The sequence below is a fragment of the Marinobacter sp. LV10R520-4 genome, assembly GCF_002563815.1.
GTDB lineage: Bacteria > Pseudomonadota > Gammaproteobacteria > Pseudomonadales > Oleiphilaceae > Marinobacter.
The window spans coordinates 2,364,496-2,385,786 of the sequence record NZ_PDJM01000001.1; the positions used below are offsets into that span (position 1 = coordinate 2,364,496).

The window sequence follows — 21,291 nt, forward strand, 5'->3', positions numbered from 1 at the left end:
CGTTTCTGTGTCTTCCACTGTCTTCCACATAGGCACTCAGCGTTTACCACTTTTGCGGGGTGGCCTACGTCAAGGCTTGCCCAAACACCAGAAGCAGTTGGCCAATACCGGCCAGCATACCCAGCGCCGCACCCACCAGAATCAGTTTGATTTCATCTTCCTGAAAGCACGGTCGCAGCAAATCCTGAAACTCGCCAGAAGACAACGTCATCATGCGCTCGACCATAATGGATTCAATGGCTCGCGCACGGTCTTTCTGAAAAGCCGGTTGGCTTAACGCGCTGCGGGACAGCTCAACGGCTTTGCTTTCCAGCTGGTTGCGTAAGCTGGCAGCGGCAACGGGGCCCAGCGCCATGTGTGCCAGAGTTTGATTGACGCCTGCGTCTGCGTTCAGCAGCGGCCGTAGGTGCGTTTTGATGATATCCAGAGCCTGCCCGCCCCGCGGCCCATCCAGTATGGCCTCTATAATACTGCCCACCGTGAGTATGTCGTGGGCCACAATGTGGCAGAAGGATTCAGCAACCTCTGGCTGACGTTTCAGAAACAGCCCCTGAATGCGCCAACGGCCAATTCGCACCGGGTACAGCGGGCGGAAAATAACGTTCAGGGCAATCCAGTTGGTGGCAAAGCCCACCACTAAACCACCCAGGGGCAGCACCCACCACACTGGAAATACGTACCACAGCAGCATCTGTAACAGGCCAAAGCCAAAACCCAGATACAGGCCTGACTTCACAATAAAGTGGAACTCACGGTAGCCGCAGGTCAAAAATATGCGGTTTAGCAGGGTTTTGTCGGCGGTGAGCTGGTCTATCACCATGGTTTTGATGTCCAGCAACTCTTCTGCGTTTTGCGCTATGTCGTCCATTACCTGCATCACCAGTGCGGGCAAGGCTTTGCGGGCGCGCTCGTACACCAGCCGTTTGGCTGGGCCTGGCAAGCTTTGCCACAACGCCGGCGACTCGCGCATCATCAACTCGTCTACGTAGCCTTCAAGTCGCGGGTTTATGGTGTGGATCAGTTGGGTGGCGAGTACGTTGGGGTCCAGCTGCTGAAAAATTTCTGGCACGGTGCCAATCTTGGCGATGGTGGTGTCTACGCTGATGAGCGCCATTTTGCGGGCTTTGGAGGGAATAATGCCTTGCCAGCCCAGGTACGGTGGCCAGCCGAAAAATTTGATGGGGTAAAAGGTCATTTTAATGGCCAGCCAGTTGGTGACCCAGCCGATTAATGCCGCGATCACCGGGATGCTGAGGTACTGCAAAAGTTCGATGGACGTGGCCAGGCTTGTCATCTGCACGTCTTAACTGTGTGACGTGTGGATGATGTAGCCAGTTTGGGAACGCACATACGGAGATCAGGCACCAAAATCACCCCACAGCCACTGGCACAGTGCCATGGCGGCAACCGGCGCGGTTTCCGTGCGGAGCACTCTCGGGCCGAGCGCAACCGGAAGGAAGCCGGATTTTTCGGCCTGGGCAATTTCGTCGGCGCTCAGGCCGCCTTCGGGGCCGATCATCAGGGCAACGCTGTTGGGTTTGGCCAGAGAATCCAGTGACTGCTCGGTGCGGTGGTGCAGCACCAGGCGCAGATCGCAGTGTTGGCTGTAATCCAGCCATTCGGTGATGTTCATCACCGGTAAAATGTCTGGCACTCGTGCGCGGCCGCATTGTTCGGCGGCGCTGATGGCTACCGAACGCCAGTGGCTCAGGCGCTTGTCTTCGCGGTCGCCTTTCAGGCGTACATCGCAGCGTTCGGTTGAAAGAGGCACGATTCGGCTAACGCCCATTTCCGTCGCTTTCTGCACCGCGTAATCCATGCGGTCACCCTTTGACAGGGTTTGCCCGAGCACTATCTCCAGCGTTGATTCACTGCTGTTTGCAGTGGGTTGCCCCACCTGAACCGTCACGTTTTTCTTGCTGGCGCTGGCAATCAGCGCGGGGTAGTCCTGGCCATCGCCGTTGAACAGGCTTAATGCCTGGCCAGGTTGCATGCGCAATACCCGGCCTATATGTTGTGCGGCCTTGTCGTCCAGCTGCGCTTCTGCGCCGGCCTGTAACGGAGTGTCGGTGTAGATTCGTGGTATTCGCAACGCAGTTTTCCTTAAAGGCGCAACTCAGTCGCGCACAGCGATATTGATGCCCTCCGTGGCTACCCGGGCCAGATGCTGAATCTGATCCTCGATGATCACATAGGGTGGCATAAAATACACCACATTGCCCAGCGGGCGTAACAAGGCCTGGCGGGTGAGTGAGTGCTGGTACACTTTCAAACCGCGCCTTTCTTTCCAGTGGAAGGGTGTTTTGTCGGCTTTGTTTTTAACCATTTCAATGGCCAGTGTCATGCCGTGTTGGCGAATATCACCCACGTTGGGGTGATCGGCCAGATGAGCGACCGACTCGGCCATGCAGGCCGACAGGCGCCGATTATTCTCGATGACCCGATCATCACGGAAAATGTCCAGAGTTGCCAGTGCTACGGCGCAGCCAATGGGGTTGCCGGTGTAACTGTGGCTGTGCAAAAACGCCCGCATGGTTTCGTAATCGTCGTAAAACCCGTTGTAAACGGTATCAGTGGTCAGCACCACAGACAATGGCAGGTAGCCTGCGGTCAGGCCTTTTGACAAACACATGAAATCCGGTGTGATGCCCGCCTGCTCGCAGGCGAACAGGGTCCCGGTGCGGCCAAAGCCCACGGCAATTTCGTCGGCAATCAGATGTACGCCGTACCGGTCACAAGCTTCGCGCAGTTTGGTGTGGTAAACCGGGTGGTGCATGCGCATGCCGCCGGCGCATTGAATAAGCGGCTCTACCACGACCGCGGAGATTTCATGGTGCCTTTCTGCCAGCAACGCTTCCATCGCCTCGAACTGGCGCAGGGCGAAGGCTTCGTCGGTTTCGCCCGGCTCTTTCAGGTAGGCGTCCGGTGAGGGCGCAGTAATCACCTCCATCAACAATGGCTGGTAGGTGTTTTTGTAAAGCGCTACATCACCCAGCGCCAGCGCGCCCAAGGTTTCACCGTGGTAGCTGTTGGCCAGATTCACGAAGTTCTTTTTGCTCGGTTGGCCCTGGTTCTTCCAGTAGTGAAAGCTCATTTTCAGCGCCGCTTCGATAGCCGACGAACCGTTGTCGGCGTAAAAGCATTTGTTCAGTCCTTCCGGCGTTACCTCAATCAATCGCTCTGAAAGATTCACCACCGGCTCATGGCTGAAGCCGGCAAGAATCACGTGTTCCAGCTGGCCGATCTGTTCGATGATGGCGTTGTTGATGCGATCGTTGGAGTGGCCAAACAGATTGACCCACCAAGAGCTGACCGCATCGATATAGCGGTTGTTTTCGAAGTCTTCCAGCCACACGCCTTTGCCCTTTTTAATCGGGATCAGCGGCAGGCTTTCGTGGTCTTTCATCTGGGTACAGGGGTGCCACACGGATTTAAGATCGCGGGCGACAAGATCGGCATTGCGCATTGAGGGGCTCCGGGCAAACAAGAATTTCGGGTTGCGATGAATCGGCTGTTAACCTTTTTAAATTTTACAGTTAACAGCGGGTTCAGGCTACTGCTTTGCAAGAAGCACTGAAGGCGATAACATAAACGCACGCGTTTGTTGGACTAGGATTGTTCGCGGCGCGTAGAAGAAATAACTAGGGACGAACTCAACGCAAAGGATGCGACATGAGCAAAGCAGTGGTGCTTCTCGGAGACTTGGGCTCCGATCATAGTGGATTCCCGCCAACGCCGGTCATTGCCGGCTCCCCCGATGTTTTAATTGATGGCAAACCCGTTGCCCGCCTGGGCGACCCTTTAGCGCCGCACTCAAAACCCAAGCATTCTCCCCATCCCCGTACCATTGCTGGCGGTTCTTCCACCGTTGTTATAAACGGAAGTCCGGCGGCCGTAACCGGCAGCGCGATTTCCTGTGGGGGCGTGGCTATTGGGTCTGGTTCGGTGGTGATTGGGGAATAGCAGATTCTCGCTTTCTGCTTGGTTGTCATCTGACAACTTTAAGAGTATTGTTTAATAAAGGTGCAGCCGATCGTGAAGCGAAAACGCCACACGAATAAAGACATTGAGTCCGCTATTCTCCATGCAGAAGCAAAGGGTTGGCGTATAGAAATGCGCGGTGGCCATGCTTGGGGGCGGATGTATTGCCCCTTTAATGACGCGGCGTGCCGGTGTGGTGAGTTTTGCGTGGCCAGCATTTGGAGTACACCGAGGAATACAGGCAATCATGCCCGGCAGATCCGTCGCATCGTGGATAACTGCGCGGGTCGCTATGACGATACGGGAGAGAAAGGCCATGAGTCCTAGTTTTGATTTTACTCTGACCTTTGCGATTTCAGAGACTCTTGGTGTGGATGAAATGGAGGAGCGGCTCTTTGAGGCTGGCTGCGATGACGCCATCATTGGGTTCGGCCAAAAAGGGCGGTTTGCCCTGAACTTCACTCGTGAGGCTGAATCAGCGGAAGTCGCGATTCTAAGCGCACTGCGGAACGTCAAAGCAGCTCTGCCACATGCCGGTCTTGTTGAGGCCGCGCCTGACTTGGTTGGCGTATCTGATCTGGCAGGAATCCTGGGTTTCTCCCGCCAGAATATGCGCAAGCTTATTCAGACTCACTTCGCCAGTTTTCCTCTGCCATTGCATGACGGCACTTCGGCTATCTGGCATTTGGCAGATGTGCTGGCGTGGTTTTCAGAGAAGCAGAAGCGCGCTATTAAGCAAGAATTGATGGGTGTGGCGCAGGTGACAATGGGCGTGAATCTCACTCGGGAAACGGATCGTGTTGATCGTCGTTTGCTGGCACAGCTGAGAGCTATTGCCTGAGCCCTGAATAATGGATATCAAAGCGTTTCGCAGGCGAGTTCGGCAACCGCTATAGGGTGTGTTAGAACTCTGTCTGAGAGCAACAGCTTGGTAAGCGTTGTATTGCGATTACGAAAGTGCTCTGCCCAAATTGATGTATCAACCAGTACATTCATGACGCCGGAGCGTCTTCATGGCGGCGAGGGATGTCTTGCATTTCGGGTGCGGTACTACCCAGCGCCGCCAGGCGTTTGGCTGCGCGAGTTCTTACGAACACTTTTATTGCTTCCCGAAACAGTTCTGCCTTGTCCATGCCGGGATCAGCCATGCTGAGCGCCTGCTGGTATAACTCGTCGTCGATGGTTACTGTTGTCCGCATGACGCTTCCTGATCTTTAATTTGATGACCATATGCATCAAAATTAGCATCAACAAATGGCGCGTTCAAGTAAGATTTGCTCGAAGTTCCTGCTGACTATGTTGACCCGGCCCGTGAACGAGGCTTAAAACAACAAAGCCCCCGAATACGGGGGCTTTGTTGTTACTCTTTAATTAATGCTGTAACTCTGTAAATCAACTTCAACAATTCATCAGTTTCCCAGTACCCGTGACAAAAATGCCTGGGTCCGTTCGTTCTGGGGATTATCGAACACGTCGTGGGGTTTGCCTTCTTCCACAATCTGGCCTTCGTGGATGTAAATCACCCGGTCGGCCACTTCGCGGGCGAAGCCCATTTCGTGGGTCACCACCATCATGGTCATGCCTTCTTTGGCCAGTTCGCGCATAACGTCCAGCACCTCGCCAACCATTTCCGGGTCTAGCGCCGAGGTGGGTTCGTCGAACAGCATTACTCGCGGCTCCATCGCCAGGGCGCGAGCAATGGCTACCCGTTGCTGCTGGCCGCCAGACAGTTGGCTGGGGAACTTGTCGGCCTGATCGCTGATGCCAACACGCTCAAGCAAACGATCTGCAGTGGCATTAGCAATGGTTTTGTCGGCACTTTTCACCTTCATAGGCGCCAGCATAATGTTCTTCTTCACCGACAGGTGAGGGAACAGATTGAACTGCTGGAATACCATGCCCACTTCTTTGCGGATTTCAGCCAGGGATTCCTGGTTGCCGCCTTTGGGCGCCAGTTTATGGCCGTCGACTTCCAGGTGGCCGGATTCGTATTCTTCCAGACCGTTAACGCAGCGGATCAGGGTGGATTTACCAGAGCCGCTGGCGCCGATAATCACCACTACTTCGCCGGCCTCTACGGCCAGATCAATATCTTTCAGCACGTGAAGCTTGCCAAAGTACTTGTTCATGCGTTTGAGCTGCACAATATGAGTCATCAGTCAGTTTCCTTCACACAGAGGCCCGGCCGCGCTTTTCCATATAGCGCAGAACCATAGACAGTGACAGGGTTATAGCGAGGTACATAAGGGCCACTACAAAGTACACCTCAAAGGCGGTGAAGGTATTGGCAATGTACACCTGGCCCTGGCGAACCAGTTCACCCACGCCGATAACAGAAAACAGCGAGGTGTCTTTAATGCTGACGATGGCCTGGTTACCGAGGGGTGGAATCATCCGGCGAAACGCCTGGGGCCACACAATCGACCAGAAACTCTGGGTACGGGACAGGCCTAACGACAGGCCAGCTTCGGTTTGGCCGCGGTCAATAGACTGCACACCACCACGAACCACTTCAGAGATATAGGCACCCGAGTTCAGAGCGATGGCCGCAATACCGGCGACAAGCGGATCAATCGGGCCGCCAACAAGGTCGGGTAAACCGTAAAATATGAACAGCACCTGCACCAGAATGGGCGTGCCGCGGAATATTTCAATATAAGTCGTTGCGGGCCAGCGGAAATACCAGTGTTTGTTAATGCTCAACAGGCCAAACAGAATGCCCAGGAGAAAACCAATAGCAAGGCCGCCGAACGAAATCATCAACGTGTAAGGAATACCCTTCGCCAGGAAGGGTATGGAATCTATGGCGGCTTGCCAGTCAAATTGGAACTGTGATTCCACAGTGAATGTCTCCGCGGGAGTTAGCGAGATAAAACACCGGGGCTCTTGGCCCCGGTGCAGTAGAACAGATCGTTAAACCCAGAGCTTACTTAGCTTCGGGCAGGGGGCCAAACCATTTTTCATAAATGGTTTTGTAGGTGCCGTCTTCGCGGATTTCTGCCAGGGCAGAGTTCACTTCGTCTACCCATTCGCTACCGGCCTTCAGAGCAATACCGTACTGCTGACCTTCATACAGGGCGCCAACGGTTTTTACTTTGCCTTCGCCTTTGGTACGGGCGAAATAGGCCACGTTGGGGGCGTCGTAGAACACCGCATCAACAGCGCGGGACATCAGCGCCAGATACATGTCTGCGCTGCCCGGATAAGGCGTTACGCCAGCGCTATCTTCGAGATTGTTGGTCAGATAGTCATAGCTGGTGCTGCCGATCTTGGAGCCGATCTTTTTGCCCTCTAGGTCTTTGAATTCCAGAATGTCGTCGTTACCAAGGCGCACCAGCAGGCGCAGGCCTGAATCGTAGTACGGGTCAGAGAAGTCGACGATTTTCCCGCGAGCTTCCGTGATGGTGATGCCCGCAATAGCGATATCGATACTGCCAGTCTGCAGGGCTGGAATAATGCCGTTGAAATCCATGGTGTTCATGTCGTATTCAAAGCCAGCCCGTTTGGCGACTTCGGCAATGATTTCCATGTCGAAACCGATCATTTCACCGGTTTCTGTGTCCAGCATTTCGAAGGGTACGAAGCTTGGGTCGGTTGCAATTTTCAGTTTTTCTGCGCTCACGGTGCCAGCTGCTGCGGTCAGAACCAGACCAGCCGTCAGTGTTTTCAGCCATTTTGTGCTCATGCTTTCTCCTTGTTTTTTATAGGACCCCGGCTGTCGCAATATGAACAGTTTTCCGAGCCGGTAAGGGCAAGGGATAACCGGAGCGAATTGTCGGGGCTATTTTAAGAGCTACGTTAAGAGCTGGGTTCAAAACTATGCTAAGAGCCATGTTTAGAACTGCACTCAGTACACTTTAGACTATTACTCAGACAGCGGTGCAAAATCAAATGTGTGAAACTCGGAAAGGCTTTTCTAAGGCAAAAAAATACCCGTATTAGCAAATGGTTATAAGCTATTACGGGTTTTTGTGTCGGTTAAAACGATATTTTTTCGCGCTCGCCCAATCCAAGATTTTTCCAGATGCCGAGGCTGGGTTCAACCTGGTTCAACGTGTAAAAGTGCAAACCGGGCGCACCGGCTTTCAACAGTTTTTCACACATGCGGGTAACCACTTCCTCGCCGAACTGGCGAATGCTTACGCTGTCGTCGCCGTAGGCTTCCAGCTGCTTGCGTATCCAGCGCGGAATTTCGGCGCCGCACATGTCGGAGAAACGTACCAGGCTGGAGAAATTAACGATGGGCATAATGCCGGGAACCACCGGGATGGTAATGCCTGATTTTTCAAGCCGGTCAATAAAATAGAAATAGCTGTCGGCGTTGAAGAAATATTGGGTAATAGCGCTGTTGGCGCCGGCTTCTACCTTGCGTGCGAAGTTCTTCAGGTCTTCCTCGGCGCTGCGGGCCTGAGGATGAAACTCCGGGTAGGCGGCCACTTCCAGATTGAAATAATCGCCGCTGTGCTCGCGAATAAAGCTCACCAACTCGTTGGCGTAGCGCAATTCACCGGCTGCACCCATGCCTGAGGGCAGGTCGCCGCGAAGCGCCACAATGCGATTAATGCCTTTTTCTTTATAGGTGTCGAGCAGCTCACTGATTTCTGCCCGGGTGCCACCGACGCAAGACAGGTGCGGGGCGGTAGAAATGCCCTGTTGGTGCAGGCTGAAAACGGTTTCCAGTGTGCGGTCACGGGTAGAGCCACCGGCGCCAAACGTCACTGAAAAGAAATCGGGGTTTACGGCTGCCAGTTCGTCGCGAACGCCTTGCAGTTTTATTTTGCCCTGTTCGGTCTTGGGCGGAAAGAACTCAAAACTGAACCGCCGCTTGAATTGTTTTTGGGATTCCATGTTGCTGTCCAGAATGTAAGGTTGGAACCGGGCCAGCCGAAGCTGGCCCGTGATCACATCCGCCGTGGCGGCTTAGTGCTTATACAAGTACTTGTAGATAGCCTTTATAACTAGTATTTGTAGCTTTCCGGCTTGTACGGGCCTTCCACCGGAACACCGATGTAGTTGGCCTGCTTCTCGGTCATTTTGGTGATTACGCCACCAAAACCTTCGACCATGGCACGAGCCACTTCTTCATCCAGGTGCTTGGGCAGAACCTGCACATACACGCCTTTAGCGCGGGCTTCTTCCGGCAGGTCAGCAAACTTGCGCTCAAACAGATACATCTGAGCCAGCACCTGGTTGGCGAAAGAACCGTCCATGATGCGCGACGGGTGACCGGTTGCGTTACCCAGGTTCACCAGACGGCCTTCAGACAGCAGAATCAGGTGGTCGTTGGCCGCTTTGTTGCGGTACACAATGTGAACCTGCGGCTTAACCTCGTCCCATTCCCAGTTCTTACGCATGAACGCGGTGTCAATTTCGTTATCGAAGTGACCGATGTTGCACACAACCGCACCAGACCTCAGAGCCTTCAGCATGTTGGAATCGCACACGTCGTAGTTACCGGTGCTGGTGACCAGAATGTCGATTTTAGACAGCAGGGCTTTGTCGATGCTGGCTTCGGTGCCGTCGTTTTCGCCGTTGATGTACGGTGAAACCACTTCAAAACCGTCCATGCAGGCCTGCATGGCACAAATGGGGTCGGCTTCGGTGACTTTTACAATCATGCCTTCCTGGTTCAAGGAAGCAGCAGAACCTTTGCCCACGTCGCCGTAGCCAATAACCAGTGCTTTCTTACCAGACAGCAGGTGGTCGGTGGCGCGCTTGATCGCGTCGTTCAGGCTGTGACGGCAACCGTATTTGTTGTCGTTCTTGGCCTTGGTGACGGAATCATTCACGTTGATCGCCGGAATCTTCAGGGTGCCGTCGCGCAGCATTTCCTGAAGGCGGTGTACACCGGTGGTGGTTTCTTCGGTCACGCCGTGGCAGTTGGCCAGAATTGCCGGGTATTCTTTGTGCAGCAGTTCGGTCAAATCACCGCCGTCGTCCAGAATCATGTTGGGCGCCCAGCCTTCCACGTTCGCGCCTACGGTTTGATGCAGGCACCACTCGTATTCGTCGTCGGTCTCGCCTTTCCAGGCAAACACCGGAACGCCTACTGCGGCAACGGCAGCTGCGGCCTGATCCTGGGTAGAGAAGATGTTGCACGACGACCAGCGCACGTTGGCACCCAGCTCGATCAGGGTTTCAATCAGCACGGCTGTTTGAATGGTCATGTGGATACAGCCAAGCACGTTAGCACCGGCCAAAGGCTGTTCGGCTTTGTACTTGTGGCGCAGCGCCATCAGTGCCGGCATTTCGCCTTCGGCGATGTTCATTTCCTTACGGCCCCAAGCGGCCAGCGAGATGTCACGTACTTTAAAGTCTTCAGCGGTGTTCATTTTTTCTGCGGGAGTGCTCATTCAGGTGTTCTCCAGTTCATTGTCGATTAAAGGCCGGCTGCGTCTTTCAGAGTTGCCGCGCGATCGGTTTTTTCCCATGGGAATGTGGTAAATGTTTCGCCATTTACGGTGACTTGTTGCGGCTCGCGGCCGAAGTGACCGTAGGCTGCTGTGTTCCGATACATCGGGTGCAGTAGGTCCAGCATGTTGGTAATAGCGTAAGGGCGCAGGTCAAAGTTCTGGCGTATCAGTTCAATGATTTTTTCATCGCTGATTTTGCCAGTGCCGAAGGTGTTTACGGAGATAGACGTGGGTTGTGCCACACCAATCGCGTAAGAAACCTGAATTTCGCATTTCTCGGCCAAACCGGCAGCCACCAGATTCTTCGCCACATAGCGGCCAGCGTAAGCGGCGGAACGGTCAACTTTTGACGGATCTTTGCCGGAAAAGGCACCGCCACCGTGGCGTGCCATGCCGCCGTAGGTGTCTACAATGATTTTACGGCCGGTCAGGCCGCAGTCACCTACCGGGCCACCGATCACGAATTTGCCGGTGGGGTTGATGTGAAACTGGGTGCCTTTGTGCAGCAATTCTGGTGGCAATGCGTGCTTCACAATCATTTCCATCGCCGCTTCTTTCAGGTCGGCCTGGCTGATGTCCGGGTCGTGCTGGGTAGACAGCACCACCGCATCAATGCCCACAACCTTGCCATTTTCATAGCGGCAGGTTACCTGGCTCTTGGCGTCTGGGCGCAACCACGGCAGTGTGCCGTTCTTGCGGGCTTCGGCTTGGCGCTCTACCAAACGGTGAGCGAAGGTGATGGGGGCGGGCATCAGCACGTCGGTTTCGTTGCTGGCGTAGCCAAACATCAGGCCCTGATCGCCGGCGCCTTGGTCTTCTGGTTTCTGGCGGTCTACACCTTGGGCAATGTCCACCGACTGTTTGCCGATGATATTGATAATGCCGCAGGTATCGCCGTCAAAACCGACGTCAGACGATGTATAGCCGATGTCCTTAATCACGCCGCGCACCAGATCTTCCAGGTCTACCCAGGCGCTGGTGGTTACTTCACCACCAATAATAGCCACACCGGTTTTCACCATGGTTTCGCAGGCAACACGGGCGTGCCGGTCTTGGGTAAGGATGGCGTCTAGCACGGCATCCGAAATTTGGTCTGCCAGTTTGTCCGGATGGCCTTCCGAAACGGATTCGGAGGTGAAAACACTGTAGTCAGACATTAGCGGTGGCTCCTTCTATGAGTGATCTATGAGCGATCTAAAATTATGTGAGCGGTCCAAAATTGTACTTCTGAATAGGTATACGTAATAACACTTACACCTATATCAAAGTTTTTTGATATTCATCTTCAATGCCCTGCAAGGCCGGTGTTTATCGCTTTGCAGTGGTCTTCCAAAACTCCCGAACCTGCACCTGAAAGCCGTTGCGCAGGCCAATAAATATGCATTCGCGGGATTGCAGGCCCGCATCGGTGGCCCAGGCGGTCAACTCTTCAGGCTCAAAACCCAGCCACAGGTCACCGCAATTCTCCCGAGCCCACACCTGATCGTGGCGGCACAGCTCGCTGATAATCAGGCAGGCGCCGTTGTTCATAAGAGCTGCAGCGTCTAGAAAAATATCCGCAGGGCTAGGTACGTGGTGCAGCACCATATTGGCCACCACCAGGTCAAACCCATCGCCCCGTGCCAGCAGGGTGTCGGTTACGCCTTCAATCAAATCCACGTTATTCAGATTTTCGTCAATGCAGGTCTGCTGGGCTTTGGCCAGCATGTCACCGCTGTTATCCAGCGCTACCAGGTGATGGCACAGAGGCGACAGTACCGGCAAGAAGCTGCCATCCCCTGGGCCAATTTCCAGCGCGGTTGGCCAGCTTTTTTTAGGTGTACGTTGGCGTATCAGCCTTGCTGCGGGCTTGGCGTAAAGCTCGAACGGTGCAATCAGTTCCTGCTGCTCGCGGAATTGCGCCGCGTGGCGGGAGAAAAACACTTGGGACTGATCGGCCCGCTGGCCGCGAATCACATCTATTTTCTGCTGCAAATGTATGGGTAGCGGCACCTGATCAACGGTGGAGAAAACCTGGCGAATGGTCTGTCCGGTCAGAGTGTTCACGGTCAGGTTTAACGGGCGGCGGTAAAAAATAGAATTGCCTTCGCGCTGTGGCTCCACCAGGCCGGCCTTGTGCATCACCTTCAAGTGATGGCTCATGCCCGACTGGCGCATATCAAACAGTTGGCTCAACTCCAGCACGCCAAACGTGTCCCGCCGTAATACCCGCATAATTTCCAGGCGCAAAGGGTCACCGCTGGCTTTGTAGATAGTGGCCAGGGCGTCCGCCGGAGCGGTGTCGGGAATAGCGGTGCCGGTGTTTGTCATAGAAAGATAGTGTAAGGAGCTTTTTTGAGCCAGGCAAGTGCTATATCAAAGTTTTTTGATATAGCTTGTTAGTGCAAAGTCGATTTGCCCCCACACCCCGTAATCGGCGAAAATATGCGCCTTATTTTTGAGCGCTCTGTGGCTGCTTTATTGAACTGCGGTCAGCAGACCGGGATTTATCCTTACGTCCTTGAAAAACATTGGAGAAATGTTAATGCCCTCTCGTAAAGATCTCGCCAACGCCATTCGCGCGCTGAGCATGGATGCGGTTCAGAAAGCTAAATCTGGCCATCCGGGTGCGCCCATGGGCATGGCTGATATCGCCGAGGTGCTGTGGAATGATTACCTAAGCCACAATCCTGCCAACCCGCAGTGGGCCAACCGCGACCGTTTTATGCTGTCTAACGGCCACGGCTCCATGTTGCAGTACTCCTTGCTGCACTTGAGCGGTTACGACGTTTCCATTGATGACATCAAAAACTTCCGCCAACTGCACTCCAAAACCCCGGGCCACCCGGAATACGGCTACACCCCGGGTGTTGAAACCACCACCGGGCCTTTGGGCCAGGGTTTGGCTAACGCCGTGGGTTTTGCCCTGGCTGAGAAAACCCTGGCGGCGCAGTTCAACCGGCCGGGCCACGACATTGTTGACCACTACACCTATACCTTTGTCGGCGATGGCTGCCTGATGGAAGGCATCTCCCACGAAGTGTCGTCATTGGCCGGCACTCTGGGGCTGGGCAAGCTGATCTGCTTCTATGACGACAACGGCATCTCCATTGACGGCAAAGTAGACGGCTGGTTCACCGACAACACCCCGCAGCGTTTTGAAGCTTACGGCTGGCAGGTGATTGCCGACGTAGACGGCCACAACGCCGACGCCCTGAGTGCGGCCATTGAAGTCGCCCGCGCCAACACCGATCAGCCCACGCTGATTTGCTGCAAAACCGTGATTGGCTTTGGCTCGCCCAACAAACAAGGCAGCGAATCGGCCCACGGCGCACCGCTGGGCGAAGACGAAATCGTTCTGACCCGCGAAGCACTGGGCTGGAAACACGGCGCATTCGAAGTGCCGGAAGACATTTACGCCCAGTGGAACGGAAGAGAAAAAGGCCAGACCGCCGAAAGCGCCTGGAACGACACCTTCGCCGCGTATCAGAAAGCCGAGCCGGAACTGGCCGCAGAGTTCAAGCGCCGCATGGCCGGTGATTTGCCCGCCGATTTCGCTGGCAAAGCCCAGGCTTACATCCAGAGCGTTCAGGACAAAGGCGAAACCATCGCGAGCCGTAAGGCGTCTCAGAACAGCTTGAATACCTTCGGCCCGATGCTGCCGGAACTGTTGGGCGGCTCTGCTGACCTTGCCGGTTCTAACCTGACCATCTGGGGTGGCTGTAACGTTGTCACTAAAGAAGACGCCAGCGGCAACTACATCAATTATGGCGTGCGCGAATTCGGCATGGCCGCCATCATGAACGGCCTGGCCCTGCACGGCGGATTCGTGCCCTACGGCGCCACCTTCCTGATTTTCATGGAATACTGCCGCAACGCCGTACGCATGGCCGCGCTGATGAAGCAGCGCGCCATCTATGTGTTCACCCACGACTCCATTGGCCTGGGTGAAGACGGCCCCACGCACCAACCCGTTGAGCAGCTGGCCAGCCTGCGCACCACACCTAATGTGAGCACCTGGCGCCCGGCCGACGCGGTAGAATCCGCCATTGCCTGGAAAGCCGCGCTTGAGCGTACCGACGGCCCCACTGCGTTGGTATTCAGCCGCCAGAACCTGCCCCACCAAAACCGTTCTGCGCAGCAACTTGCCGACGTTGCCCGCGGTGCCTATGTGTTGTCAGACAGCGAAGGCACGCCAGAGCTGATTCTGATTGCAACAGGTTCCGAAGTTGGCTTGGCGCAAGAAGTAGCCGCCAAGCTGCGCGAGCAGGGCAAAGCCGTTCGCGTGGTGTCTATGCCGTCTACCGACACCTTTGATGCCCAAAGCGCCGACTACAAGCAGCAGGTATTGCCGCTGGACGTCACCAACCGCATCGCGGTGGAAGCCTCCATTGCCGATTACTGGTACAAGTACGTCGGCCTGGACGGCCGCATTGTGGGCATGACCACCTTTGGTGAATCGGCACCTGCTGGCGAACTGTTCAAGGAATTCGGCTTTACCGTCGATAACGTCCTGGACGTGGCCGCCGAGCTATTGGAAGCCTGATGACCCAGCGCGCACCTTTCCGTGTTGCCATCAACGGCTACGGCCGCATCGGCCAGTGCGTGCTGCGGGCGCTGTATGAAAACGGTTATCGCGACCACTTCCAGGTGGTCGCGATTAACGAGTTGTCAAACATCGACACCATTGCGCATTTAACCCGCTACGACTCCACCCACGGCCGCTTTCAAGGCACGGTGTCGGTAAAAGGCGACAGTCTATGGGTGAATGGCGATGTTATTCGTGTTTTAAACAGCACCGACCCGGCCGAACTGCCCTGGCAACAAATGGGCATCGACCTGGTATTGGAATGCTCCGGTGCATTTTCTGACCGTGCGACGGCGGAACAGCACCTGGCCGCTGGTGCTAAACGCCTGCTGTTCTCGCAGCCGGCCGAAGCCGATGTAGACCGCACCGTGGTGTACGGCATCAATCACCTTGAAATGGACAAAGACGACCGCATTGTGGCCGCGGGTTCCTGCACCACCAACTGCCTGGTGCCGATGATCAAAGTGCTAGACGACGCGCTGGGCATAGAGCAGGGCACCACCACCACCATTCACGCGGCAATGAACGACCAGCCGGTGATTGATGCGTACCATCATCAGGATTTGCGCCGCACCCGCAGCGCGCTGCACAACATAGTGCCGGTAGACACCGCGCTGGCCCTTGGCATTGAACGCCTGCTGCCCCACATGCAGGGCCGCTTCAGTTCCGTAGCCATGCGCGTGCCTACGCTGAACGTGTCTGCCATTGATATGGTGCTGAACGTGCGTACGCCGGTGACCGTAGCAGACGTTAACGGCATACTGCAGCGGGCGGCGACCACCTTACCGTTGATGGGCATATTGGGTTACACCAACGAACTGCTGGCAAGCTCCGACTTTAACCACGACTCCCGCTCTGGCGTGGTCGACGGCGGCCAAACCCGGGTAACCGGGGAAACCATGGTGAAAGTGCTGTGCTGGTTTGATAACGAATGGGGCTTTGCCAACCGCATGCTGGATGTCAGCCGGCACTGGCTGGCCGCGCACTGACATTCGATCTGATTCACGATCTGACGAACAACCTGATTCACATTTCACGCTGACGAACTGTTGAAGGGAAAAAGAGTATGGCCATCAAAAAAATGACCGACCTGAATCTGGCAGGAAAGCGCGTACTGATTCGCGAAGACCTGAACGTACCGCTGAAAAACGGCAGCATCACCAGCGACGCCCGCATCCGCGCCGCGCTGCCCACCATTAAAGCGGCCGCAAGCGCCGGCGCCAAAGTCATGCTGATGTCGCACCTGGGCCGTCCGGAAGAAGGCGTGTATGACCAAGCCGCTTCCCTTAAGCCCGTGGCCGAGCACCTGAGTGAAGCCCTGGGCCAGAACGTACGCCTGATCAAAGACTACCTGAACGGCGAAGACCTGCACCTGGCCGACGGCGACGTGGTGCTGTTCGAGAACGTGCGCTTCAACAAAGGCGAAAAGAAAGACGACGAAGCCCTGGCCAAACAATACGCCGTGCTTTGCGATATTTACGTGATGGACGCCTTCGGCACCGCTCACCGCGCCCAGGCCTCTACCCACGGCGTCGGCAAATTTGCCCCCGAAGCGTGCGCCGGTCCGCTGCTGGCGGGTGAGCTGGAAGCTCTGGGTAAAGCCCTGGATAACCCGGCCCGGCCCGTGGTTGCCATTGTTGGCGGCTCCAAAGTCTCCACCAAACTGGACGTGCTCAACGCCCTGGAAAAAATCTGTGACCAGATTATTGTGGGTGGTGGCATAGCCAACACCTTCCTGGCCGCTGCAGGTTATCCAGTCGGCAAGTCCCTGTGCGAGCACGACCTGCTGGATGTTGCAAAAAGCATAGCCTCCCGCGTTGAAATCCCGCTGCCGGTTGACGTAGTGGTTGCCGGCGAGTTCTCTGAAACCGCGACTGCCACCATCCGCAATATTTCGGACGTGACCGAAAACGATATGATTCTGGACGTAGGCCCCGAGACAGCCGGCCAATTTGCCGATCTGCTGAAAAACGCCAAAACCATTTTATGGAACGGCCCGGTGGGTGTATTTGAATTCGACCAGTTTGAAAACGGCACCAAAGTGCTGGCCCATGCCATCGCCGACAGCGCGGCATTTTCACTGGCCGGCGGCGGTGATACTGTGGCGGCCATTGACAAGTACGGTGTAAATGAGAAGATTTCCTATATCTCTACCGGTGGCGGTGCCTTTCTGGAATTCGTAGAAGGCAAAACCCTGCCCGCAGTCGCCATGCTGGAAGAGCGTGGCGCGTAAAACGCATTTAACCAATCGTACAAATTTTAAGGAGACAACCTAATGGCCCTGATTTCGATGCGGCAAATGCTGGACCACGCCGCCGAGCATGGTTACGGTGTGCCAGCCTTTAACGTGAACAACCTGGAACAAATGCGCGCAATTATGGAGGCGGCGGACAAAACCGACTCACCGGTGATTGTTCAAGCCTCTGCCGGCGCCCGCAAATACGCCGGAGCCCCCTTCCTGCGCCGCATGATTCTGGCGGCCATTGAAGAGTTTCCGCACATTCCGGTGGTTATGCACCAAGACCACGGCACCAGCCCCGCCGTGTGCCAGCGTTCCATTCAACTGGGCTTCAGCTCGGTGATGATGGACGGCTCCCTGGGTGAAGACGGTAAAACACCGACCGACTACGACTACAACGTAGACGTTACCCGCCGCGTAGTGGAAATGGCCCACGCCTGTGGCGTATCGGTAGAAGGCGAGCTGGGTTGCCTGGGCTCCCTGGAAACCGGCCAGGCCGGTGAAGAAGACGGCATAGGCGCCGAAGGCACTCTGGACATGAGCCAGATGCTGACCGACCCCGAAGAAGCCGCCGACTTCGTGCAAAAAACCCAAGTAGATGCACTGGCCATTGCCATCGGCACCAGCCACGGCGCTTACAAGTTCAGCCGCCCGCCCACCGGCGACATCCTGGACATCGGGCGAATCAAAGCCATTCACAAGCGCATTCCAGACACTCACTTGGTCATGCACGGCTCTAGCTCTGTACCCCAGGAATGGCTGAAAATCATCAACCAATACGGCGGCCAAATCCCCGAAACCTACGGCGTACCCGTCGAAGAAATCGTGGAAGGCATCAAACACGGTGTGCGTAAAGTCAACATAGACACCGACCTGCGCCTGGCAAGCACCGGCGCCGTTCGCCGCTTCCTGGCCGAAAACCCAGCCGAATTCGACCCACGAAAATTCCTGAAAGCCACCATGGTGGCCATGTCAGATATTTGTATTGCGCGTTACGAAGCGTTTGGTTGCGCGGGTAATGCCAGCAAGATTAAGCCTATTAATCTTGAGCGGATGTATGAGGCTTATGAACGTGGGGAGTTGGATCCTAAGGTGAAGTGATTTGGTGTTGAGGTAGGTAGTGATTTGATGAAAAGCCTTCGGTGCGAGCCGGGGGCTTTTTTTGTGTTGTTTGGTCATTTGGGGAGGTGGGACGGGCCAGAATGGTCTAGTGTGTAGGTATTAGCGCAATGGACGCACCCGCTTGTTAAGGATGACAGACGATGATTTCTTCTGTATTGATTCTGTCTTTTCTTGGCTTTTTGCATCCTGTAGCAACTACATCTTGGGCCACTGACTTTTTTGTGATTCGTGGTGAGTTTGCCTGAAATCCTGCCCGAAGGTGTGGGGGCTTGAGGTGAGGAGGGTAGAGAATTCTTCGTTATTGCAATAACGAAGCGGTCAAACGATTACAGAGAGCTATTTAGCTTTAATTTTTTAAGTAATTGTTATTTATGGGGAAAAGTAATAACCTCCCGTTACAGGATTGCGTGTTATGCGGCGGTCAGTTTTTCGCAATAATGAAGAGCGCTATCTAATACGCTGTTGAACTAAACCGCTTCGCGGTAGCGAATAAGCCTGGAAGTTTCCTGCGAGATCTGGTGAATTGACCGATACTTTTGATAAGCCCGAGTGGGCTTTCAAAAGAGGAGTGTCCGTCATGACACCGTTACGTCAGACCATGATCCAGGCCATGTGCCAACATGGCTTTTCCCCCCGAACCCAGCACAGCTATCTTTACGTCGTCACCGCGCTGGCCCGCTATTATCGGCGCTCGCCCGATCAGTTGAAGGTGGAAGACTTACAAGTCTTTTTCAACTATCTGGTGCAGGAGCGTTCTCTGTCACCGGCCAGTTGCCGTGTTTACCTCCATGGCATTCGGTTTCTGTATCTGAAGGTGCTGCATTGGGCGCACTTCGATGTAACGTTGGTGCTGCCGAAGCGACCTCAGCGTATTCCGGAATTACTGACACGCCAGGAAGTCGCGCGCCTTCTGGCCGCTGTTCTTAACCCCAAGCACCAAGCCCTGTTATCCGTCACCTATGGATGCGGTTTGCGCGTCAGCGAAGCGGTCGCGTTGAAGGTTAAAGACATTGATGGTGAACGCCATCTGCTGCGGATTGAACAAGGTAAGGGCGCCAAAGACCGGATGGTGCCCCTGGCTCCCGGAGTACTCCAGGCGCTCCGTCGCTATTGGCGGATTCGCCATCCCATGCTCTGGTTATTTCCCAGCGATTTACTCCCGGACAGACACCTTCATATCACCACGCCCCAGAAGGTCTACCACACAGCCAAGACAACCAGTGGCATTGAAAAATGCGGTGGCATTCACGCTTTGCGCCATGCCTACGCCACGCACCAGCTGGAGCGGGGGTTGCCCATTCATGAGCTGCAACGGCTCTTGGGGCACAGCGATTTGCGCAGCACTCAACGGTATCTGCACTGGTTGCCAGGCGTCACACCCCAAAACGGGGGTCCCGCTGACCTGATCGCAAATCTCGGAGGTGCATGATGGCGGGCACACTGAGCGTTCAAAACATACTGGCGCGATTTCTGCCAGGTCAGACACTGGACAGTCACCGTCGTAAAGTCTGCGCCCGCCTAACGGACTGCCGAACCGCCCGCATGGGCGGTATGGAAATGCGTTGTGATCATTGCCAGGCCCACTCCGTCTGCTACTACGGATGCCGGGATCGCCATTGTCCGCAATGCCAGGGCCATGCAACTGAACAATGGAGCGCACGTCAGCGCTCCCTGTTACTGCCGGTGCCTTACTTCCATTTGGTGTTTACGCTGCCTCACACCTTGAACGGCTGGGTTCAGCTCCATCCCGACGTGATCTATCGCTGTTTGTTTGCCGCAGTCTGGGACACGCTTAACCAGTTTGGGCGCAACACCCGGCACCTCGGCGGCGAACTGGGCATGACAGCGGTGCTCCACACCTGGGGACAGAACCTGAGCCGTCATGTTCACGTGCATTGCTTGATCCCCGGGGGAGTGTTGACTGGCACCGGTGATTGGCACAAAGCCAAAAGCCACTACCTGTTCCCGGTACGGGCCTTATCCCGGCGTTTTCGAGGACGAATGGTGTCGTTGCTAAGAGCGGCGGTGAACGCCGGCGAACTGCACCGGGTAACCCGCAGCGGTGAGGTTGATGGCGTGCTCAACGGCTTGATGCAACACGAGTGGGTGGTCTACACCCGACACTGCCTGAACCAGGCCGAGAGCGTGGTGGATTATCTGGCTCGCTACACTCACCGAATCGCCATCAGTAATGGGCGTTTGTTGACGATGGAGGATGACCGGATCGCGTTCCGCTATAAGGACTATCGGGATCATTCCCGATTGAAGACCCAATGGCTGGATGGCCAGGAGTTCGTACGGCGATTCCTGATGCATATCCTGCCGAAGGGCTTCATGCGAATTCGCCATTTTGGCTACCTGAGCAACTGCACTCGACGCCGCAAACTGGCGGTTATCCGGCACTGTTTATCGCAGCCGCTCAAATCAGAAGCGACACTGGAGAGCCCGGCGTCTCAGCGATGCTGGCCGTGTCTCCTCTGTGACAGCGGTGTGGTTCGGATGATTCGTCAGATCCCACGGTTCAAAACAACGGCTGTGCCAACGGGCTAGCTTGTCTGCCTTGATCCAGCGGGTGGAAACCGACAGTTCCTTGTGAGCTGGGCGTCTATACGGCCGAAGACTGGAAATACAGGTATCTGCAGGGTAATCTGAGGGAAATCACAACAAGGAAACGCCTCGTGAAGGATCGAATGAGACCAAAACCCGCCGACATTGCTTCGTACCTGGCCACAGATGTACCGTTTCGGTCCGGCCTTCAAATTACTTTATCCTTAAGCGTCGTTCGATAGCTGCGGAGTTGGCGGCTTAGTCCAACAGACATTTAAAGGTCATGCTGCGCACGACCATTAAATGCTTAGGTGTTAGCTGGATTGATGTGGTTCCTTTTTGGTGGCTCGGTATCAGTGGCCTTGGTTCAGGTTTGGCAGCAAACCGGTGAGTTTCGGTGTTTGCCAAGGCCGTCGAAATCA

The 21,291-nt window shown here is 55.3% G+C and carries 20 protein-coding genes; 9 read left to right on the forward strand and 11 right to left on the reverse strand.

Annotated elements, in window-relative coordinates:
* Positions 1-64: 64 nt before the first annotated feature.
* The 3 genes from ATG98_RS11370 to ATG98_RS11380 all read right to left on the reverse strand — a co-directional run bounded on the left by ATG98_RS11370 (position 65) and on the right by ATG98_RS11380 (position 3,466).
* Positions 65-1,294, reverse strand: coding sequence for a DUF445 domain-containing protein (locus ATG98_RS11370; RefSeq protein WP_098421204.1), 1,230 nt, complete (start codon positions 1,292-1,294; stop codon positions 65-67).
* A gap of 63 nt (positions 1,295-1,357) precedes the next feature.
* Entirely contained in the window at positions 1,358-2,092 is a 735-nt protein-coding gene (locus ATG98_RS11375; protein ID WP_098423097.1) for a 16S rRNA (uracil(1498)-N(3))-methyltransferase, read from the reverse strand.
* A gap of 24 nt (positions 2,093-2,116) precedes the next feature.
* A complete protein-coding gene (locus tag ATG98_RS11380) occupies positions 2,117-3,466 on the reverse strand; it encodes an adenosylmethionine--8-amino-7-oxononanoate transaminase (RefSeq protein ID WP_098423099.1) in 1,350 nt (449 codons plus the stop codon).
* A gap of 206 nt (positions 3,467-3,672) precedes the next feature.
* Here ATG98_RS11380 and ATG98_RS11385 point away from each other — a divergent pair, with 206 nt between their 5' ends.
* From ATG98_RS11385 to ATG98_RS11395, 3 genes are all read left to right on the forward strand, one after another.
* Positions 3,673-3,963 carry a type VI secretion system PAAR protein gene (locus ATG98_RS11385; protein ID WP_098421207.1) on the forward strand — a complete coding sequence of 97 codons (291 nt, stop codon included), beginning with the start codon at positions 3,673-3,675 and terminating at the stop codon, positions 3,961-3,963.
* A 72-nt stretch (positions 3,964-4,035) separates the two neighbouring features.
* Positions 4,036-4,308, forward strand: a complete 273-nt coding sequence (locus ATG98_RS22360; RefSeq protein ID WP_098421208.1) for a hypothetical protein — start codon at positions 4,036-4,038, stop codon at positions 4,306-4,308.
* On the forward strand, positions 4,298-4,822 hold the full coding sequence (locus ATG98_RS11395) for a helix-turn-helix transcriptional regulator (protein WP_416376573.1): 525 nt from the start codon (positions 4,298-4,300) through the stop codon (positions 4,820-4,822). The genes ATG98_RS22360 and ATG98_RS11395 overlap by 11 nt, the downstream gene beginning before the upstream one ends.
* Positions 4,823-4,973: 151 nt before the next feature.
* On the opposite strand, the gene ATG98_RS11405 is transcribed toward ATG98_RS11395, so the two are convergent.
* From ATG98_RS11405 to ATG98_RS11440, 8 genes are all read right to left on the reverse strand, one after another.
* A complete protein-coding gene (locus ATG98_RS11405; protein WP_098421209.1) occupies positions 4,974-5,180 on the reverse strand; it encodes a type II toxin-antitoxin system VapB family antitoxin in 207 nt (68 codons plus the stop codon).
* A gap of 210 nt (positions 5,181-5,390) precedes the next feature.
* Positions 5,391-6,137, reverse strand: a complete 747-nt coding sequence (locus tag ATG98_RS11410; RefSeq protein ID WP_098421210.1) for an amino acid ABC transporter ATP-binding protein — start codon at positions 6,135-6,137, stop codon at positions 5,391-5,393.
* Positions 6,138-6,150: 13 nt separating this feature from the next.
* Positions 6,151-6,822: an amino acid ABC transporter permease gene (locus ATG98_RS11415; RefSeq protein WP_098421211.1), complete on the reverse strand. Its 672-nt coding sequence runs from the start codon at positions 6,820-6,822 to the stop codon at positions 6,151-6,153.
* 85 nt (positions 6,823-6,907) lie between these two features.
* The gene (locus ATG98_RS11420) at positions 6,908-7,666 is read right to left on the reverse strand and encodes a transporter substrate-binding domain-containing protein (protein ID WP_098423101.1); all 759 of its coding nucleotides are present in this window, start codon (positions 7,664-7,666) and stop codon (positions 6,908-6,910) included.
* Between the two features lie 293 nt (positions 7,667-7,959).
* The gene (gene metF, locus ATG98_RS11425) at positions 7,960-8,829 is read right to left on the reverse strand and encodes a methylenetetrahydrofolate reductase [NAD(P)H] (RefSeq protein WP_098421824.1); all 870 of its coding nucleotides are present in this window, start codon (positions 8,827-8,829) and stop codon (positions 7,960-7,962) included.
* A 110-nt stretch (positions 8,830-8,939) separates the two neighbouring features.
* Complete coding sequence (gene ahcY / locus ATG98_RS11430) at positions 8,940-10,334, reverse strand: adenosylhomocysteinase (protein ID WP_098423103.1); 1,395 nt, start codon at positions 10,332-10,334, stop codon at positions 8,940-8,942.
* A gap of 26 nt (positions 10,335-10,360) precedes the next feature.
* Entirely contained in the window at positions 10,361-11,551 is a 1,191-nt protein-coding gene (metK, locus tag ATG98_RS11435; RefSeq protein WP_098423105.1) for a methionine adenosyltransferase, read from the reverse strand.
* A gap of 151 nt (positions 11,552-11,702) precedes the next feature.
* Positions 11,703-12,704, reverse strand: coding sequence for a metalloregulator ArsR/SmtB family transcription factor (locus tag ATG98_RS11440; RefSeq protein ID WP_098423107.1), 1,002 nt, complete (start codon positions 12,702-12,704; stop codon positions 11,703-11,705).
* Positions 12,705-12,918: 214 nt separating this feature from the next.
* Here ATG98_RS11440 and tkt point away from each other — a divergent pair, with 214 nt between their 5' ends.
* The 6 genes from tkt (at position 12,919) to ATG98_RS11470 (ending at position 20,872) form a co-directional block, all read left to right on the forward strand.
* Positions 12,919-14,919 carry a transketolase gene (gene tkt / locus ATG98_RS11445; RefSeq protein WP_098423109.1) on the forward strand — a complete coding sequence of 667 codons (2,001 nt, stop codon included), beginning with the start codon at positions 12,919-12,921 and terminating at the stop codon, positions 14,917-14,919.
* Positions 14,919-15,950 (forward strand): type I glyceraldehyde-3-phosphate dehydrogenase, encoded by a 1,032-nt coding sequence (locus tag ATG98_RS11450; protein ID WP_098423111.1) that lies wholly within the window; start codon positions 14,919-14,921, stop codon positions 15,948-15,950. The genes tkt and ATG98_RS11450 overlap by 1 nt, the downstream gene beginning before the upstream one ends.
* Positions 15,951-16,027: 77 nt before the next feature.
* The gene (locus tag ATG98_RS11455; RefSeq protein WP_098423113.1) at positions 16,028-17,194 is read left to right on the forward strand and encodes a phosphoglycerate kinase; all 1,167 of its coding nucleotides are present in this window, start codon (positions 16,028-16,030) and stop codon (positions 17,192-17,194) included.
* Between the two features lie 42 nt (positions 17,195-17,236).
* The gene (gene fba, locus ATG98_RS11460) at positions 17,237-18,301 is read left to right on the forward strand and encodes a class II fructose-bisphosphate aldolase (protein ID WP_098423115.1); all 1,065 of its coding nucleotides are present in this window, start codon (positions 17,237-17,239) and stop codon (positions 18,299-18,301) included.
* A gap of 598 nt (positions 18,302-18,899) precedes the next feature.
* The gene (locus tag ATG98_RS11465) at positions 18,900-19,751 is read left to right on the forward strand and encodes a tyrosine-type recombinase/integrase (RefSeq protein WP_098423117.1); all 852 of its coding nucleotides are present in this window, start codon (positions 18,900-18,902) and stop codon (positions 19,749-19,751) included.
* Positions 19,748-20,872, forward strand: coding sequence for an IS91 family transposase (locus tag ATG98_RS11470; protein ID WP_228706097.1), 1,125 nt, complete (start codon positions 19,748-19,750; stop codon positions 20,870-20,872). Before ATG98_RS11465 ends, ATG98_RS11470 begins: the two co-directional genes overlap by 4 nt.
* Positions 20,873-21,291: the final 419 nt, after the last annotated feature.